Annotated in this window: 14 protein-coding genes and 1 other RNA gene; 13 read left to right on the forward strand and 2 right to left on the reverse strand. The window is 70.8% G+C overall.

The window, feature by feature from the left end; translation table 11 throughout:
- Positions 1-96: 96 nt before the first annotated feature.
- The gene (locus ACHBTE_RS16385) at positions 97-288 is read right to left on the reverse strand and encodes a hypothetical protein (RefSeq protein WP_190074618.1); all 192 of its coding nucleotides are present in this window, start codon (positions 286-288) and stop codon (positions 97-99) included.
- 252 nt (positions 289-540) lie between these two features.
- Between ACHBTE_RS16385 and ftsE the strand changes: the two genes are divergently transcribed.
- The 7 genes from ftsE (at position 541) to ACHBTE_RS16420 (ending at position 6,828) form a co-directional block, all read left to right on the forward strand.
- Entirely contained in the window at positions 541-1,230 is a 690-nt protein-coding gene (gene ftsE / locus ACHBTE_RS16390; RefSeq protein WP_394724599.1) for a cell division ATP-binding protein FtsE, read from the forward strand.
- 34 nt (positions 1,231-1,264) lie between these two features.
- Complete coding sequence (gene ftsX, locus ACHBTE_RS16395) at positions 1,265-2,182, forward strand: permease-like cell division protein FtsX (RefSeq protein WP_394724600.1); 918 nt, start codon at positions 1,265-1,267, stop codon at positions 2,180-2,182.
- A 68-nt stretch (positions 2,183-2,250) separates the two neighbouring features.
- Positions 2,251-3,417 (forward strand): S41 family peptidase, encoded by a 1,167-nt coding sequence (locus tag ACHBTE_RS16400; RefSeq protein WP_394724601.1) that lies wholly within the window; start codon positions 2,251-2,253, stop codon positions 3,415-3,417.
- Between the two features lie 59 nt (positions 3,418-3,476).
- Complete coding sequence (smpB, locus tag ACHBTE_RS16405; RefSeq protein WP_394724720.1) at positions 3,477-4,019, forward strand: SsrA-binding protein SmpB; 543 nt, start codon at positions 3,477-3,479, stop codon at positions 4,017-4,019.
- 124 nt (positions 4,020-4,143) lie between these two features.
- Positions 4,144-4,512, forward strand: a transfer-messenger RNA (tmRNA) gene (gene ssrA, locus ACHBTE_RS16410).
- A 195-nt stretch (positions 4,513-4,707) separates the two neighbouring features.
- Positions 4,708-5,757: a DUF4232 domain-containing protein gene (locus ACHBTE_RS16415; protein ID WP_394724602.1), complete on the forward strand. Its 1,050-nt coding sequence runs from the start codon at positions 4,708-4,710 to the stop codon at positions 5,755-5,757.
- An 87-nt stretch (positions 5,758-5,844) separates the two neighbouring features.
- Positions 5,845-6,828, forward strand: a complete 984-nt coding sequence (locus ACHBTE_RS16420; RefSeq protein WP_394724603.1) for an alpha/beta hydrolase family esterase — start codon at positions 5,845-5,847, stop codon at positions 6,826-6,828.
- 17 nt (positions 6,829-6,845) lie between these two features.
- On the opposite strand, the gene ACHBTE_RS16425 is transcribed toward ACHBTE_RS16420, so the two are convergent.
- Complete coding sequence (locus ACHBTE_RS16425) at positions 6,846-8,189, reverse strand: MFS transporter (protein WP_394724604.1); 1,344 nt, start codon at positions 8,187-8,189, stop codon at positions 6,846-6,848.
- Between the two features lie 117 nt (positions 8,190-8,306).
- Here ACHBTE_RS16425 and ACHBTE_RS16430 point away from each other — a divergent pair, with 117 nt between their 5' ends.
- The 6 genes from ACHBTE_RS16430 (at position 8,307) to ACHBTE_RS16455 (ending at position 16,808) form a co-directional block, all read left to right on the forward strand.
- The gene (locus ACHBTE_RS16430; protein WP_394724605.1) at positions 8,307-9,290 is read left to right on the forward strand and encodes a LysR family transcriptional regulator; all 984 of its coding nucleotides are present in this window, start codon (positions 8,307-8,309) and stop codon (positions 9,288-9,290) included.
- Positions 9,291-9,622: 332 nt separating this feature from the next.
- Positions 9,623-10,672: a hypothetical protein gene (locus ACHBTE_RS16435; RefSeq protein WP_394724606.1), complete on the forward strand. Its 1,050-nt coding sequence runs from the start codon at positions 9,623-9,625 to the stop codon at positions 10,670-10,672.
- Positions 10,672-12,870 carry a bifunctional polysaccharide deacetylase/glycosyltransferase family 2 protein gene (locus ACHBTE_RS16440; protein WP_394724607.1) on the forward strand — a complete coding sequence of 733 codons (2,199 nt, stop codon included), beginning with the start codon at positions 10,672-10,674 and terminating at the stop codon, positions 12,868-12,870. The genes ACHBTE_RS16435 and ACHBTE_RS16440 overlap by 1 nt, the downstream gene beginning before the upstream one ends.
- 23 nt (positions 12,871-12,893) lie before the next feature.
- A complete protein-coding gene (locus ACHBTE_RS16445) occupies positions 12,894-14,114 on the forward strand; it encodes an acyltransferase (RefSeq protein ID WP_394724721.1) in 1,221 nt (406 codons plus the stop codon).
- Positions 14,115-14,290: 176 nt separating this feature from the next.
- A complete protein-coding gene (locus ACHBTE_RS16450) occupies positions 14,291-15,241 on the forward strand; it encodes a hypothetical protein (RefSeq protein ID WP_394724608.1) in 951 nt (316 codons plus the stop codon).
- A gap of 184 nt (positions 15,242-15,425) precedes the next feature.
- Positions 15,426-16,808, forward strand: coding sequence for a nitrate/nitrite transporter (locus ACHBTE_RS16455; RefSeq protein WP_394724609.1), 1,383 nt, complete (start codon positions 15,426-15,428; stop codon positions 16,806-16,808).
- Positions 16,809-16,847: the final 39 nt, after the last annotated feature.

Below are 16,847 nucleotides of genomic sequence, written 5' to 3' on the forward strand. Positions count from 1 at the left end.
GTGATTCACGCCGTACGGCCGAGGGGCCCGGAGCGCGCTCGCTCCGGGCCCCTCGCCATGTCCGCGTACGGTCGCCTCTACGGCGCGGGCGGCGCCCTAGGCGGTCTGGTGGGCCAGCAGTGCCACCGCGGCGATCAGCACCGCCAGCAGGGCGATCAGGGTCATCGGGTTCAGGCCCGCGAACAGGTTCTCCTGCTGGAGTCGCTCACGGTTCGCCCGGCAGACGGGGCAACGGCCCTCACTCACGGGTGCGGCGCAGTTCGCGCACACCAGCCGGTCGTACGTCATGCGCCACCCTCCTAGCCACTGGTTCCCTCTGGACAACGCTCGCGGGCAACCGAACGTTCCCCCTCCACTGTGCCAGGTTCCCGCCGAACCCGCGCCGGGTCGCTCGCACAGGGGTGGTGGAGGGCCCGGGGCGTTGCGCCTGTCCGGCACAAAAGGGCACAACCCTTGCGCAACCCCCACCGGTGCCTGCGCCGGGACACTCGGTTCGCGTATGGTCACGCTCATCTACCCCCGGCGACCCGTGGTGCATCCGTGATCCGATTCGACAACGTCTCCAAGGTCTACCCCAAGCAGACCCGCCCCGCACTCAGGGATGTGTCCCTGGAAGTGGAGAAGGGCGAGTTCGTCTTCCTCGTGGGATCCTCCGGTTCCGGAAAGTCCACCTTCCTGCGGCTGATCCTCCGCGAGGAGCGGTGCAGCCACGGTCAGGTGCACGTGCTGGGCAAGGACCTCGCGCGGCTGTCCAACTGGAAGGTGCCGCAGATGCGGCGCCAGCTGGGGACGGTGTTCCAGGACTTCCGGCTGCTGCCGAACAAGACGGTCGCGGAGAACGTGGCCTTCGCGCAGGAGGTCATCGGAAAGTCGCGCGGCGAGATCCGCAAGTCCGTGCCGCAGGTGCTCGACCTCGTCGGGCTCGCCGGGAAGGACGACCGGATGCCCGGCGAGCTGTCGGGTGGTGAGCAGCAGCGCGTGGCGATCGCGCGGGCCTTCGTCAACCGGCCCAAGCTGCTGATCGCCGACGAGCCCACCGGAAACCTCGACCCGCAGACCTCCGTCGGCATCATGAAGCTGCTCGACCGGATCAACCGGACCGGCACGACCGTCGTGATGGCCACGCACGACCAGAACATCGTGGACCAGATGCGAAAGCGCGTCATCGAGCTGGAGAAGGGCCGCCTCGTCCGCGACCAGGCCCGCGGCGTCTACGGCTACCAGCACTGACCGCCCCGTCCACGGAAAGGCCCAACCAGTCGCCATGCGCGCCCAGTTCGTACTGTCCGAGATCGGTGTCGGTCTCCGCCGCAATCTGACGATGACCTTCGCGGTCGTCGTCTCCGTCGCCCTGTCGCTCGCCCTGTTCGGCGGGTCGCTCCTGATGAGCGACCAGGTCAGCACGATGAAGGGCTACTGGTACGACAAGGTCAACGTCTCGGTCTTCCTCTGCAACAAGAGCGACGCCGAGTCCGACCCCAACTGCGCCAAGGGCGCGGTCACGGAGGACCAGAAGAAGGAGATCCTCGGCGACCTCGACAAGATGTCGATCGTCGAGAACGTGACGTACGAATCCCAGGACCAGGCGTACAAGCACTACAAGGAGCAGTTCGGCGACTCCCCGCTGGCCGCCTCGCTCACGCCGGACCAGATGCAGGAGTCGTACCGGATCAAGCTGAAGAACCCGGAGAAGTACCAGGTCATCGCGACCGCCTTCAACGGGCGGGACGGCGTGCAGTCCGTGCAGGACCAAAAGGGCATCCTGGACAATCTCTTCAAGTTGCTCAACGGCATGAACTGGGCGGCGCGCGCGGTGATGGCGCTGATGCTCGTCGTCGCGCTGATGCTGATCGTCAACACCGTGCGTGTCTCGGCGTTCAGCCGTCGGCGGGAGACCGGGATCATGCGCCTGGTCGGCGCCTCCGGCTTCTACATCCAGGCGCCTTTCATCATGGAGGCCGCGGTCGCCGGGCTCATCGGCGGCGCGGTCGCCTGCGGATTCCTGGTGATCGCCCGGTACTTCCTCATCGACCACGGGCTGGCCCTGGCCGACCAACTGACCTTGGTCAACTTCATCGGCTGGGACGCCGTGTTGAAGTACCTGCCGCTCATCCTGGTGACGAGCTTCCTGATGCCGGCGTTGGCTGCGTTCTTCGCGCTGCGCAAGTATCTGAAGGTGTGACCAACGCCAAGGGGGCCGTACGGGCAAGGGACCGTACGGCCCCTTTGCGTTGTCCTAGACTCACCGGCATGTCAGGTCGTGACCTGTTCTGTCAGCCCCGCCGCTTCGGCCGCGGGGCCGCCCTGACATTGGTCTTCGCGAGCGTGCTCGTCGCCGGCGCCGCCACCGGCACACTGCCCGGACCGGAGCGGAAGTCCCCGTCCGGCGCGGCCCGTTCGGCCGCCCCCGTCGGCGGTCACGAGGAGGTGGCCCGGGCGGCGGCCGAGGCCATGGCCGCGGGTAAGTCCCCCGTGGAGGCCGCCGAGCGCGCGGTGAGCCGCAGCGGGGACCGCTGGGGCGCCGTCTACTCCCAGGGCGAGTACGAGGAGTTCGAGGAGGCCCTGGACGGCGAGTACACCGGCGTCGGCCTGTGGGCGCGACGCGAGCGGGACGGCCGGATCGAGGTGACCAGGGTCCGCTCCGGGTCACCGGCGGCGACGGCCGGGATCCGCGCGGGCGACCGGCTGCGCAGCGTCGACGACCGGAAGGTCGACGGGCGCCCGGTCAGCGAGGTGGTCTCGTTACTGCGGGGCGACGCGAAGGACGCGCGAGCCGGTACGGCGGTGAAGGTGGGCCTGGAGCGCGGCACGCGCGCGTGGGACCTGACGCTGCGCCGGGCCAGACTCTCCACCGACTCGGTCACGGTGCGCACGCTCGCCGACGGGATCACCGTCATCCGGATCGCCTCCTTCACCAAGGGCTCGGGGGACGACGTCCGCACCGCGATCCAGCAGGTCCCCCCCGAAGCCGGCCTCGTCCTCGACCTGCGCGGCAACGCCGGCGGCCTGGTCACCGAGGCCGTCACCGCAGCCTCCGCCTTCCTCGACGGCGGCCTGGTCGCCACCTACGACGTCGACGGCGAACAGCGCGCCCTGCACGCCGAGCCCGGCGGCGACACCGCCCGTCCCCTGGTCGCGCTCGTCGACGAGGGCACCATGAGTGCGGCCGAACTGCTCACCGGCGCCTTGCAGGACCGGGGCCGCGCGGTCGTCGTCGGCACCCGCACCTTCGGCAAGGGCTCGGTCCAGATGCCCAGCCGCCTGCCCGACGGCTCCGTCGCCGAGCTGACCGTCGGCCACTACCGCACCCCCTCCGGCCGCACCGTCGACGGCCGGGGCATCACGCCCGACCTGGAGGCGGACCGGCAGGTCCTGCAGCGCGCCGAGACGGTCCTCAGCGGCCTCGGCGAATCGTAAATCGGCTTTCCCCGCACCCGGTCCGTAGTGCGAAAATGGACGGCACTATGAGCAAGGGAATGTACGTACCGAAGGAGTCCCAGCCCAAGCAGGGCGGGAGCGCCGCGAAGGCCAGGGACGGCGAGAAGGGCGGCAAGCGCAAGATCGTCGCCCAGAACAAGAAGGCCCGGCACGACTACGCGATCATCGACACCTATGAGGCCGGCCTGGTGCTCATGGGGACCGAGGTCAAGTCGCTGCGCGAGGGCCGGACCTCACTGGCCGACGGCTTCGTCCAGATCGACCGGGGCGAGGCGTGGCTGCACAACGCCCACATCCCGGAGTATCACCAGGGCAGCTGGACCAACCACTCCGCGCGCCGCAAGCGCAAGCTGCTCCTGCACCGCGAGGAGATCGACAAGCTGGAGGCCAAGTCCCAGGAGACGGGGCACACGATCGTGCCCCTCGCGCTGTACTTCAAGGACGGTCGCGCGAAGGCCGAGATCGCCCTGGCCCGAGGCAAGAAGGAGTACGACAAGCGTCAGACGCTCCGGGAGAAGCAGGACCGGCGGGAGTCGGACCGTGCGATCGCGGCGGCGAAGCGGCGGCAGCGCGCCCAGTAGCGGCCCGCGAGGAATGCGCTGGCACGGTCGTGCGTTGGTCACGTACGATGGCACTGCACCTCACAGAGGGTGCGCGCCCCTCTCAGGTGACCTGAGGGTCCTGAGGGGATTGATAAAACAACATGGGGATGATCGGTTTCGACAGCGGCTGTTTGAGCAGGGGAAGCGTGTCGAGGAAGCGGCAATGATCTCGTAAACCATATGTCGCAAAAAATAATCGCCAACACCAAGCGCGATTCCTTCGCCCTCGCTGCCTAAGTAGCGACTTGCGAAGTGTCAGCCCGGGGCTGTTCCCGACCCGGATCCTGGCATCAGCTAGGGAACTAAACCTTGATCCCGGTCACGGGGTGAAGAGGGAAACCAAACAGTGACTGGGCCCGTCGGCGACTTGTTCGCGTGATCGCCGGGGCCGAGAAAATCACAGCGGACTGCACACGGAGAAGCCCTGTTTTTGCACCGTTGGACGCGGGTTCGATTCCCGCCATCTCCACGATCGGGAGATTCTCGCGAATCTCCTTACCCATGTGGGCGAAGGCCCCGCTGCTTCCGGGCAGCGGGGCCTTAGTCATGACCAGCTCCGACGCCGCCCGGCATCCGCTCCCGGGCCGAGTGATCTGTGACACCCCTGTGACCGGAGGTGTGGGTTCCGCCACAGCTCATGCGGCGTGGGCCCTGGTGAGGTGAGCGGATGACCATCGCCTCCCGTGCCGTTCCCGCCGCCGTCGCCGGTGTCCTGCTGCTCGCCGCCTGCGGCTCGGAGCGCTCCTCTGACCAACCCGGCGCCGCGCGGGCGGGCGGTGGCGGGGGGCCGGTCGCTGCGGAGGCGCTGTGTCCGTCCGACTTCGCGCAGTACGGCAGCCCTCCGCCGACCGGCGGACCGACGGCCGACCAGACCCCCTCCGGTACGCCGTCACCGCTTCCCCTGCCGCAGCTCGACGCCACCGCCGACCAAGACGCGAAGGTCACCGGGCTCTACTTCTGGGGACCAGGCAGCGGCTGCGGGGCCGACTATTCCGCCGACGTCGAGATCACCAACCGGCAGAAGGTGGCGGCCACTTACACCGTCACCATCAGCTTCCTCTCGGCGAGCCGAGGGGCGGTCGGCGACGTCGTGGAGACCGTCGAGTCCCTCGCGCCGGGGCGCACGGTCAAGCGGTCCGTCGCCCTGAGCGAGCCGGCCGCGGCGACGGCCGAGGTGACGGGTGCCAAGGTGCTCAAGGTGCGCAGCGTCCCCGACGGCGAGACGGCGACCGCATCGGGGCAGTGCCCGGCTTCCGGGGTGCACGTCTTCACGGACCGGGGGGACGCGGCCATGGGCCTGCGTGTCATCGGCCTGCATCTCGTCAACTGCGGTACCGAGCCCTACCGGATCAACGGCTATCCGAAGCTCGAACTCCTCGACGAGAGCCACGACTCGGTGCACGGTGTGCGGATGCTCCAGGGGACCGAGCGCATCAGCACGGGCGTCGGTGGCCAGGGCAGCCCACGGCCCGTCGTCCTTCAGCCGGGCGAGGCCGCGCAGGCGATGCTGGCCTGGCGCAACACCACCGGTGCCGGCACAGCGGTGAACGCGCCGTACGCGCGCGTGTGGGCGAAGCCGGGGGCGCGGCCCGTGACGGTGATGCCGGAGTTCGACCTGGGGACGACCGGGCAGCTCGGTGTCGGGGCGTGGAAGAAGGACGAGACGTACCGCGCCGACGCCCCGGCCGACGACGCCGGTCGGCCGACGACGCCGTAGGTCGCGCCGAACGCACATGGCGGAGGCGGCCGTTGTGTTGTCCGGCCCTATGTCGACGGGTCGTTCACGCTTCTACGGTCCGTCCGCATGACACAGACCAGAGCCGCAAGCCGTCCCATCACCGTCGGGGTGACCACCCTTCTCCTCGCCCTCGTCACCGCCCTCCTGCCGGGCCGGGCAGCCGCTGCCTCGCTCCAGGAGGTCACCGGGTTCGGGAACAACCCAGGGGCGCTGCGCATGTTCCGGTACGTCCCCGACGGACTGCCCACCGGGCGGCCCGTGGTGGTCGCGCTGCACGGCTGCACCCAGAACGCCTCCGGCTACGGCACCGGCAGCGGCTGGACGGAGCTCGCCGACCGGTGGGGCTTCTCCGTCGTCCTGCCCCAGCAGCAGAGCGCCAACAACCTCTCGTCCTGCTTCAACTGGTTCCAGAACGGCGACATCGCACGCGGTCAGGGTGAGGCCGCGTCCGTCTCGCAGATGGTGGACCGGCAGCTCGCCGATGTCTCCGGCGACGCGTCGCGGGTGTATGTCACCGGGCTGTCCGCCGGGGGCGCGATGACCTCCGTGATGCTGGCCGCGTATCCGGAGAGGTTCGCGGCGGGCGGGATCGTCGCCGGACTGCCCTACGGGTGCGCGCAGGCCGCCGGGTCGCCGTACGTCTGCATGTACGTCGGTGCCACCCAGACCCCGCGCCGGTGGGGCGACCGCGTGCGAGCCGCCCGCCCCGGCCACACCGGTCCCTGGCCCACCCTGATCGCCTTCCATGGCACCGCCGACCACACCGTCAAGCCCGTCAACATGACCGATCTGACGCGGCAATGGACGGACGTGCACGGCACGGACCAGACCGCCGACGCGACCGACACGGTCGCCGGCTACCCCCACCAGGTCTTCCGTGACTCGGGCGGACGCACGGTCGTCGAGACGTACAGCCTCACCGGCATGGGCCACGGCCAGCCCGTCGACCCGGGAACCGGCAGCGAACAGTGCGGCAGCGCCGGGGCCCACCTGCTCGACGTGAACCTGTGCGCGGCGTACCGGATGGGGCGGGCCTGGGGGCTGGGCTGAGCACGCACGGATGCGGGTCAGACCGCCCTGCCGGTCGGACGGGCCGTCAGGGAGATCAGCAAGGCCACGGCCGCCGCCGTGACCGGCGCGCCGAACCCCGCCGCCGGGGACAGGTGTTCCACCAGCCAGCCGCCGATCGCGCTGCCGCAGGCGATGCCGCCGAGCAGCGCGGTCACCGCGAGGGTCATGCCCTCGTTCAGGCGGCCCGGCGGGGTGCGCCGCTGGACCAGGGCCATGTTGGTGATCATGGTCGGTGCCGTGGCCATGCCGGAGATCAGCAGGGCGACGGAGAGCGCGAGGAGGGAGCCGGTGAGTGACGCGGCGAGCAGCGGCAGGGTCAGCAGGGCCGTCATCGCCGCTATGCACCACGGGTAGCGGTGCTCGGCGGGACCGGAGAGCCCGAGCCGGCCGTACCACAGGCCCGCCGCGCAGGACCCGGCTGCCTGGAGGGCGAGCACCGCGCCCGCCGCCGTACGGTGTCCCTCGGCGTCCGCGAACGCGAGGGTCACGACCTCCGTCGAGCCGAACACCGCCCCCATGGCGAGGCAGACGGCCAGCAGCCCGGGCATGCCGGGGGCGCGCACGGGCGAGGTCGCGCGCCTGCCCCCGGTGTGGCCCCGTGCCGGCGGCTCGGTCGACCGCTGCGCGGCGAAGACCAGCACGCCCGTCACGAGGAGCACCGCCCCGGCCAGCGTCCCCGCCTCCGGGAAGAACGTCCCGCACAGGAAGGCCGCGAGCACCGGGCCCAGCATGAAGCACAGTTCGTCCGCGGCCTGTTCGAAGGAGTTGGCGGTGTGCAGGGACTCGGCGTCGTCCTTCAGCAGATGGGCCCAGCGGGCGCGGGACATGCCGCCGGTGTTGGGCATGGTCGCGGTGGCGGCGTAGGCGGCGAACAGCGTCCAGTCGGGGGCGTCGTGGCGCACGCACAGCAGCAGCGCGAGGCTGCCCAGCGCCGCGAAGACCGTGGCCGGTACGGCCACCCGCGCCTGCCCGTACCGGTCGACGAGCCGCGCGGTCCACGGGGCGACCACGGCCGTCGCCGCGAGCCCGGTCGCGGTGACCGCGCCGGCGAGGGCGTACGAGCCCCGCGAACCGGCGATCATGAGGACCGCGCTCACACTGAACATGCCCATCGGCAGCCGCGCGACCAGGTTCCCGAGGGTGAAGGCGAGGGTGCCGGGCCGGGCGAAGAGCCTGCGGTACGGGCCGGGCGGGCGGTAGCGGCCACGGGGGCCGAAGTCGACGGCCACGAGGGTGTCGGCGGTGACGGTGAGCAAGGGGGCGTGCCTGGGGCGACTTGCATGGGTGGCGTTGCTGGCGTTGCCGGCGTTTCTGGCGTTCACGGCGGGCGGTTGCGGCATGGCTTCACCCTCGCCCGGAGCGGATCATGGGGTCCAACACCGGTTCGGCGGGCATTCACGCACCTGTGTTGTGAAAGGGGCGGGTGGCGGATCCGCCGCGGGAGGTAGTTTCCCCGCATGCCCGCACCCGCACCCGCACCCGCTCACCTCGACCCGCGCCTCCTGCGCTGCTTCCTCGCCGTCGCGGAGGAACTGCACTTCACCCGCGCCGCGGCCCGTCTGTACGTCGCCCAGCAGGCGCTCAGCCGGGATGTCCGGCGCCTGGAGCGGGAGTTGGGCGCCGAACTCTTCGTGCGCACGACGCGGCAGGTGACCCTGACGGCCGACGGTGAGCGGCTGGTGCCGTACGCCCGCCGTGCCCTCCAGGCCCAGGACGATCTGCTCGCCGCCTTCGGGCAGGCCCGCCCCCTGCTGGTCGACCTGAACTCGCCGGGCCTGGCCACCAGTCACAGGGTGCTGCACCGGGCCCGCGAACTCGCCCCCGACCTCGAGCTCATGGCCCGCTACGAGAGCGGCCTCACGGGCGCGGCCGGCGAGATCGTCGCGGGGCGGCTCGACGCCTCCTTCGGGCGGTTCGCGGGACTGGACCCGGCCCTGCGCGCCGGCCTCGACCATCAGCCGGTCCGCTATGAGCCGATGGCGGTCCTGCTGCCCGAGGACCATCCACTGGCCGCACAGGAACGGGTGCCGCTGGCGGCACTCGCCGGCGAGACCGTGTACGCCGGTGCCGGCAACCCCCGTACGCCGGAATGGACCGACCTCGCCCACCAACTGTTCGACGGGCGGGGCATAACCGTCGCCCCGCCGGCGCCGCTCGCGGTCGGCCGCGAGGAGTTCCAGCGGATCATGGCGAAGACAAGGTGCCCCGTCCTTGCCGTGGTCGACTTTCCGGCCATGCCCGGCGCGGTGTTGCGGCCCTTGATCGATCCCGTGCCCTTGTCACCCGTTTCGGTGGTGTGGCGAAAGGGGCTGGTGCACCCTGCGTTGGACGCCCTTCGGCGGGCTGCGGCCCAGGTGGCGGCCGAGGAGGGGTGGTTGAGGAGGCCCTCTGACGGATGGATTCCGGCCATCGATTCGACTGTTATGTACATGCACAATTGACACATCGCCCACAGGAAACCTCCCCGTGCGCTACATTCTCTGTCTGAGCACATTGTGGTAAGGGGGGCGCTCGGCCGGGTGGGGGCTCGGTACGGCGACGGTGCTCAGGGTCGTACGCGCACCCGGAACGGTCCTGTGGGGGGATGTGCGTGCGCGTGAAGAAGTGGCAAGAAGACGCCCAACCGGAGTGGCCCGAGGTCGCATCAGGGCCCGGGGGCGGCTCCTCGCCGGCTGGTCCGAGACTCGACACCCATGCGGTCGAGGCGGCAGGGGAGACCGAGGTGCTTCCCGGCGGCCGGCGTGCCTATTCAGCCAAAAGTGACACGGAAGTCTTGAGCGGTCCCGACGCGGACGTGCGCCCGACCGGCGCGGCCGGGACGGACACGGAGGTGTCCGTGTCCGGGACGGACAAGGGCGTGTCCGCGTCCCCCGTCCCCCGGACGAAGCGGCTCCGCTCGCGCGGCGCATCCGGCGCCACGCCCGTGGCGACCGCGAACTCCGCCTCGCCCGCAACCGCCGTCCGCGACCCGTGGGCCGAGTCCGACTCCTGCGAGGGCGACCCCGCGTGCGCCTCCGAGGGCGATCCCGCGGGCGATCCCGCGAGCGACCCCGAGGGCGGCACCGACCCCGCGCGGCCCGACGGCCCCGGCGCCACCCACGACCCGCACGAGGTCACCATCCAGCTCGACGGCGTCTCCCTCCAGCGCGACACCGTGCTGAGCGCGGCCAAGGACGCCCCGGGCGGCGGCGAGAGCTCCGACGGACCGGTGTTCGTCGACGAGTCGGGCCGCCGCAGCCGCCGCTTCCGCCGTATCGGCATGGCCGTGGCCCTGGCCTGCGCGGTCTACGCCGTGGTCATCGTCGCCACGGTCCTGTCCGGCAACTCCGACGCGCCCTGGCTGCCCGTGGAGCGCCCCGAGGAGAAGCCGGCCGGCCAGGTCGACACCCCGCCGCTGCCCGCCGAGTCGGCCCCGCAGGAGTCCACCGGCACCGGCGACGTCCTGCCGGGGACCTCCCCGACGGCCACCGCCGACGCCACCCCGTCCACGGGACCCGCCGCCAGCACGCCGGACGCGGCGGCCGACGCCGAGGAGCCGGGCCGGTCCACCGCTCCGAAGCCGAGCGCGACCAAGAACACCCAGGGCCCCGGCACGGATCCCACCCCGGACCCCGACCCGCCCGCCGAGCCCGGCACGCCCCGTCCCGAACCGACCCCGACCGACGGCGGCGGCCCCACCGAAACGCCGACCGACACCCCGACCACGGAGGAACCCGCGGGCGGGACCGTCGCGAACGGCCCGAGCGACCCCACGCCCGTCGCGCAGGAGCCGGCCGACACCGCCTCCTCGCCCGCCGCCCCGTCCCCGGAGTACGTCCTCTGATGGCATCCCGCACCCGCCGTCCCGGGTCCGCACCCGCGGCCCGCGACGGCTCCCGGCGCCGCCGTGTGCCCATGCGCCTGCTCCTGCCCGCGTTCGTTCTCGTCGCCCTGATGGCGATGCTGATGCTGCGGGGCTACGTCCACAGCGAGATCCTCGCCGACCACCGGGTGCGGCCCGCCGCGGCCAACGACAAGGTCCCGCGGGAGGTTCTCGAGGGCGGGCCGGTCATCGACACCCGCGGCGGCCGGTCCACCACGCTGAGCGTGCCGGACGACAGCGTCGTCCTCACCTTCGACGACGGCCCGGACCCCGAGTGGACGCCGAAGGTGCTGGACGCACTGAAGCGCAACGACGCGCACGCGGTCTTCTTCATCACCGGCACGATGGCCTCCCGCCATCCCGAACTCGTCCAGCGCATGGTGGACGAGGGGCACGAGATCGGCCTGCACACCTTCAACCACCCCGATCTCTCCTACCAGTCGAAGAAGCGCATCGACTGGGAGCTGTCCCAGAACCAGCTCGCGCTCGCGGGCGCGGCCGGCATCCGCAGCTCGCTGTTCCGGCCGCCGTACTCCGCCCAGGCGGGGAGCATGGACAACAACTCCTGGCCGGTGACCGAGTACATCGGCAGCCGTGGCTACATCACGATCGTCAACAACATGGACAGCGAGGACTGGCGCAAGCCGGGCGTCGAGCGGATCATCCGCAACTCCACGCCCGAGCCCGGCAAGGGCGCGATCGTCCTGATGCACGACTCCGGTGGCGAACGGCACCAGACGGTCCAGGCGCTGGACCGGCTCATCCCCGAACTCAAGAGCCGCGGCTACCGGTTCCAGAACCTCACCGAAGCCCTCAAGGCCCCCAGCGCGCACACCGAGGTCAGCGGCCTCGAACTGTGGAAGGGCCGGGCCTGGGTCTTCGTGGTCGACATCTCCGACAACGTCACCGCGATCCTCGTCGTCGGCCTGGCGGCCATCGGCTTCCTCGTCTTCGCCCGCTTCGGCCTGATGCTGCTGCTGTCCGGCATCCACACCCGCCGCACCCGCCGCCGGGACTTCACCTGGGGCCCCGACGCGCCGGTCACCGAACCGGTGTCGGTGCTGGTCCCGGCGTACAACGAGGCCAAGTGCATCGAGAACACCGTGCACTCGCTGATGAAGAGCGAGCACCCCATCGAGATCATCGTCATCGACGACGGCTCCAGCGACGGCACGGCCCGGCTCGTGGAGGGCCTCGCGCTGCCGAACGTACGGGTGATCAGACAGCTCAACGCGGGCAAGCCCGCCGCACTCAACCGCGGTGTGGCGAACGCCCGTCACGACCTGATCGTGATGATGGACGGCGACACCGTCTTCGAGCCGTCCACCGTCCGTGAACTGGTCCAGCCCTTCGCCGACCCGCGCGTCGGCGCGGTCGCCGGCAACGCCAAGGTCGGCAACAAGGACACCCTCATCGGCGCCTGGCAGCACATCGAGTACGTGATGGGCTTCAACCTGGACCGCCGTATGTACGACGTCCTCCAGTGCATGCCGACGATCCCGGGCGCCGTCGGGGCGTTCCGGCGCGCGGCCCTGGAACGGGTCGGCGGCATGAGCGACGACACGCTCGCCGAGGACACCGACATCACCATGGCGATCCACCGCGACGGCTGGCGCGTGGTGTACGCCGAGAAGGCCCGCGCCTGGACCGAGGCGCCCGAGTCGGTCCAGCAGCTGTGGTCGCAGCGCTACCGCTGGTCGTACGGCACCATGCAGGCGATCTGGAAGCACCGCCGGGCCCTGGTGGAACGGGGCCCCTCGGGCCGGTTCGGCAGGGTGGGCCTGCCGCTCGTGTCCCTCTTCATGGTCCTGGCCCCGCTGCTGGCCCCGCTGATCGACGTCTTCCTCGTATACGGCCTGGTCTTCGGCCCCACCGACAAGACGATCCTGGCCTGGTTCGGCGTCCTCGCCGTCCAGGCGGTCTGCGCGGCCTACGCGTTCGTCCTGGACCGCGAGCGCCTGACCCCGCTCATCTCGCTGCCGCTCCAGCAGATCCTCTACCGCCAGCTCATGTACGTCGTACTCCTCCAGTCCTGGATCACGGCCCTCACCGGCGGCCGGCTGCGCTGGCAGAAGCTGCGCCGCAAGGGCGGGGTGTCGGCCCCGCCGACCGTGCCGGCCCAGCGGCAGCAGGTCAGGGACGAGAGGCCGGTCGGATGACGTCGCCTTCGGTCGAACCGTCCATGCCGACGGCGGCCGGCGCCCTGCACGCGAAGCCGACGCCGGCCCCGGTCCCGGCCGCCACGCAGCCGGAGGACGGGCCCCGCCCGGCACCGGCCCGCGACCGCTACTTCGACTTACTGCGCGCCCTCGCCCTCTTCCGCGTGGTCCTGTACCACCTGACGGGCTGGGCCTGGCTCCCTCTCCTCTTCCCGTCGATGGGCGTGATGTTCGCCCTCGCCGGCAACCTCATGGCCCGCTCCCTCAGGCGTCCGCCCATGCAGGTCATCAGGGGCCGCATGCGCCGCCTGCTGCCCCCGCTCTGGCTGCTGGGCGTGGTCGGTGTCACCGGCATGGTGATCCAAGGGTGGGGTCCGGACGCCGACGGCCACCCGGGCTGGTGGTGGCTCCATCTCGTCTACTGGATCGTCCCGTTGAGCGACCCGCCGTACGCCGAGGGCCTGCCCGGCCTCCACGGCCTCATCGGCGAGAACTGGGCCGCGGAACTCGCCGGACCGCTCTGGTACGTCCGCGCCTACCTCTGGTACGTCCTGCTCTCACCGCTGATGCTCAAGGCCCTGCGGGCGCTGCCGCTGGTGACGCTCCTCGCCCCCCTCGCCCTGTCGGCGGCGTTCGAGCTGGGGTACCTCGACCTGCCCGGCGAGCGCATTCCGTCCGCGCTCACGGACTTCACCACGTTCGGCGCCTGCTGGATCCTCGGTATGGCACACCAGGAGGGCGTTCTGCGCCGACTCCCGCTCTACGTCGTGCCGTCCATCGCCCCGATCCTCGCCGCCGCCGGGCTCTGGTACGCCCTGCGCCACGACTTCGGCGAGGGCAACGACCTGGACAGCATGCCCCTGGCCCAGGCCCTGTGGTCCTTCGGCACGGTCCTGCTGCTCCTGCACATCAGCCCGACCTGGTCCGAATGGCCCCACCGCCTGCGCCGCTGGGACCGCCTGATCACCCTGCTCAACTCCCGCGCGGTGACGATCTACCTCTGGCACACCACCTGCATCCTCGTGGCCGCGACCCTGTGGGACCGCCTCTGGGACATCGACGTCATGTGGACGCACTTCTCCTGGCTCCTGGAGAGCCCGTGGCCGGTCCTTGCCTTCACCTGGGTACTCATCGGCGCCTGCGTCGTGTGCTTCGGCTGGGCGGAGGACTTGGCAGCCGGGCGGAAGCTGCGGCTGTGGCCGGACGGCTCGCGCAGACGGGGCGGCCACCGGGCCCGTCGCTGACAGCACCTACGCCCCCCTCACCGCGGGCACGGAATCTCGCCGGGCCCCGCCGCCCTGGGGGTGGGCTGGACCCGGCGACGGCCCGGCGCTGGAGGCACTTCCCTTCCATGGAACACTGACCGGGTTGCGGAAGGGAACGGGGCCGTCGGTGTGGGCCGGTGGGGAGTGGGTGGCTGATGAGCAAGCGGCAAGTGCAGAAGATGCTGCGGCTGATGGCGAGCGGGGAGCCCGTTGAGCTCACCAGTGCCATGGCCTCCGTGAAGAAGCTCGCCCGGCTCGCCTTCGTCGCCCAGCAGTTCGGCTACGAGTACATGGACGTACGGCAGAGCGGCGGGCGCAACAACGCGCTCGTCATGCTGATCGTGCCCGACCCCAGCCCCCAGGCCCGCGCCCGCGCCGCGCAGAACTGGGCTCAGTTTCCGAACGCCGGGGACGGGGTCTCGGTGCCGCCGCTCGTGCCCGACGCCTTCGAACTTCTCAAGGCCCGCATCAACTTCGACCTCACCGGCAAGAACGCCGAGAAGCGGATGTGGTGGGCGGCGGGCGGTATCACGCTCGGATTCGTCATCGCCGTCGTCAAGGCCGGTGGGGACGCGGACGCCGTTCTCTTCGGCGGTCTCGGCTGGGCCGGGCTCCTCGCGCTGCTCGGGATCGGTCTCGTCGTCACCCGTAAACGCAACGCCAAGTTCGCGGGCCGGCTCCAGGCCGCGGGATTCACGCCGATCACGGACGAGACGGGTCGGGTGCGGTACCTCCCGCCCGGTGGTCACCTGCCCGGCCACGGCAACCCCTTCGCCGCCGGTCCCTACGGAGGTCGCGCGCCTGCTCCCGCGGGCGCGCCGGGCCCTTACGGCAATCAGCCCCCGGCACCGGGTGCCCCGGCCGGTTACGGCCAGCCCGTTCCCGGCCCGTATGCCGGTCAGCCCGCCGCCCCCGCTTCGTACCCCGCCCAGCCGCCGGCCCCGGCACCCGGCCCCTTTGGCAACCAGCCCGCCCCCGGCCAGCACGGCCCGGGCTCCTACGGTGCCTCCCAGCAGCCCTACGGTCAGCTGCAGCCCCATCAGCCCCATCAGCCCCAGCCGCCGCACCACCAGCAGAACCCCCACTGGCAGCCCCCGCAGCACTGAGCCGCATGGGGGGCGGGGGAGCGGACGGGGCGACCTCTCATCCCCTCACCCCACCCCGTGAGAGCAAAGTTCCTTCACGGTCATTCGTCGCCACAGCACGGAAACGCATCCTGCCTACCTTCGGAATCAGCCACTCGTAGCGCGACCGAGCAGCGCGAGCGAGCCCGAAGACCGTGGAGGCGACATGACAGCCCCTAGCACAGCCCCCGCCTCGAGCAAGGGAGGCCGCTGGATCGATCACTGGGACCCCGAGGACGAGACCTTCTGGAACGAGACGGGGGAGAAGGTCGCCAAGCGCAACCTCTTCTTCTCGGTCCTCTCCGAGCACATCGGGTTCTCGATCTGGACCCTGTGGTCGGTGATGGTGCTGTTCATGGGGCCGGAGTACGGGCTCACCCCGGCGGACAAGTTCGTCATCGTCTCCATGGCCACCCTGGTCGGCGCCGTCGTGCGCGTCCCGTACACCTTCGCCGTCGCCGTCTTCGGCGGCCGCGCCTGGACGGTGATCTCGGCCAGCCTGCTGCTCCTGCCGACGGTCGCGGCCTTCAGCGTCATGGAGCCGGGGACGTCGTTCACCACCTTCCTGGTGTGCGCGATGCTGGCCGGCGTCGGTGGCGGGAACTTCGCCTCCAGCATGACCAACATCAACGCCTTCTTCCCGCTCCGCAAGAAGGGGTGGGCGCTCGGTCTGAACGCCGGTGGCGGCAACATCGGCGTCCCCGTCGTGCAGCTGATCGGTCTGGCGGTCATCGGTGCCGGCGGCGGCCCCCGCCTGCTGCTCGGCATCTACATCCCGCTCATCGTGGTCGCCGCCGTCCTCGCCTGGTTCAAGATGGACAGCATCTCGTCCGTCAAGAACGACACCGGAGCCGCCAAGGACGCCGCGAAGGACCCCCACACCTGGATCATGTCCTTCCTCTACATCGGTACCTTCGGTTCGTTCATCGGCTACAGCTTCGCGTTCGGGCTGGTCCTGCAGACACAGTTCGGACGTACGCCGCTCCAGGCCGCCTACGTCACCTTCATCGGTCCGCTGCTCGGCTCCCTGATCCGCCCCCTCGGCGGCGCGCTCGCCGACCGGTTCGGCGGCGCCAGGATCAGCCTGTGGAACTACGTCGCCATGGCCGCGGCAACCTCCGTGATCATCGTGGCCTCGATGCAGGAGTCGCTGCCCCTGTTCACCACCGCGTTCATCGCCCTGTTCGTGCTGAGCGGCCTCGGCAACGGCTCGACCTTCAAGATGATCCCCGGCATCTTCCACGCGAAGGCCCTGGCCAAGGGGCTGGAAGGGGACGAGGCCGCTGCCTACGGCCGTCGGCTCTCCGGTGCCTCCATGGGGCTCATCGGCGCGGTGGGAGCGATCGGCGGCCTCGGCATCAACCTCGCCTTCCGCCAGTCCTTCCTCACCGTGGGCTCCGGAACCGGCGCTTTCATCAGCTTCCTCGCCTTCTACGGCGTCTGCTTCCTGGTCACCTGGGCTGTATACCTTCGCCGCCCGGTCGCCCCGGAGACGCACGCCACACCGGCCTCCGACGAAAAGCCGCAGCTCAGCTACGCCGAGGTGTGACGTAACACCGCCGACATCAAGCCGAACCGAGCCTGTCAC

Origin of the sequence: Streptomyces sp. M41 (genome assembly GCF_043673425.1) — a bacterium.
Classification (GTDB): Bacteria; Actinomycetota; Actinomycetes; order Streptomycetales; family Streptomycetaceae; genus Streptomyces.

What these genes read in the sequence shown, in the direction of transcription:
- ACHBTE_RS16385 (WP_190074618.1), bottom strand. Translation starts at nt 288, where the DNA reads ATGACGTACGACCGGCTGGTGTGCGCGAACTGCGCCGCACCCGTGAGT.
- ftsX (WP_394724600.1), top strand. Translation starts at nt 1,265, where the DNA reads ATGCGCGCCCAGTTCGTACTGTCCGAGATCGGTGTCGGTCTCCGCCGC.
- ACHBTE_RS16400 (WP_394724601.1), top strand. Translation starts at nt 2,251, where the DNA reads ATGTCAGGTCGTGACCTGTTCTGTCAGCCCCGCCGCTTCGGCCGCGGG.
- smpB (WP_394724720.1), top strand. Translation starts at nt 3,477, where the DNA reads ATGTACGTACCGAAGGAGTCCCAGCCCAAGCAGGGCGGGAGCGCCGCG.
- ACHBTE_RS16415 (WP_394724602.1), top strand. Translation starts at nt 4,708, where the DNA reads ATGACCATCGCCTCCCGTGCCGTTCCCGCCGCCGTCGCCGGTGTCCTG.
- ACHBTE_RS16420 (WP_394724603.1), top strand. Translation starts at nt 5,845, where the DNA reads ATGACACAGACCAGAGCCGCAAGCCGTCCCATCACCGTCGGGGTGACC.
- ACHBTE_RS16425 (WP_394724604.1), bottom strand. Translation starts at nt 8,189, where the DNA reads ATGCCGCAACCGCCCGCCGTGAACGCCAGAAACGCCGGCAACGCCAGC.
- ACHBTE_RS16430 (WP_394724605.1), top strand. Translation starts at nt 8,307, where the DNA reads ATGCCCGCACCCGCACCCGCACCCGCTCACCTCGACCCGCGCCTCCTG.
- ACHBTE_RS16440 (WP_394724607.1), top strand. Translation starts at nt 10,672, where the DNA reads ATGGCATCCCGCACCCGCCGTCCCGGGTCCGCACCCGCGGCCCGCGAC.
- ACHBTE_RS16445 (WP_394724721.1), top strand. Translation starts at nt 12,894, where the DNA reads ATGCCGACGGCGGCCGGCGCCCTGCACGCGAAGCCGACGCCGGCCCCG.
- ACHBTE_RS16450 (WP_394724608.1), top strand. Translation starts at nt 14,291, where the DNA reads ATGAGCAAGCGGCAAGTGCAGAAGATGCTGCGGCTGATGGCGAGCGGG.
- ACHBTE_RS16455 (WP_394724609.1), top strand. Translation starts at nt 15,426, where the DNA reads ATGACAGCCCCTAGCACAGCCCCCGCCTCGAGCAAGGGAGGCCGCTGG.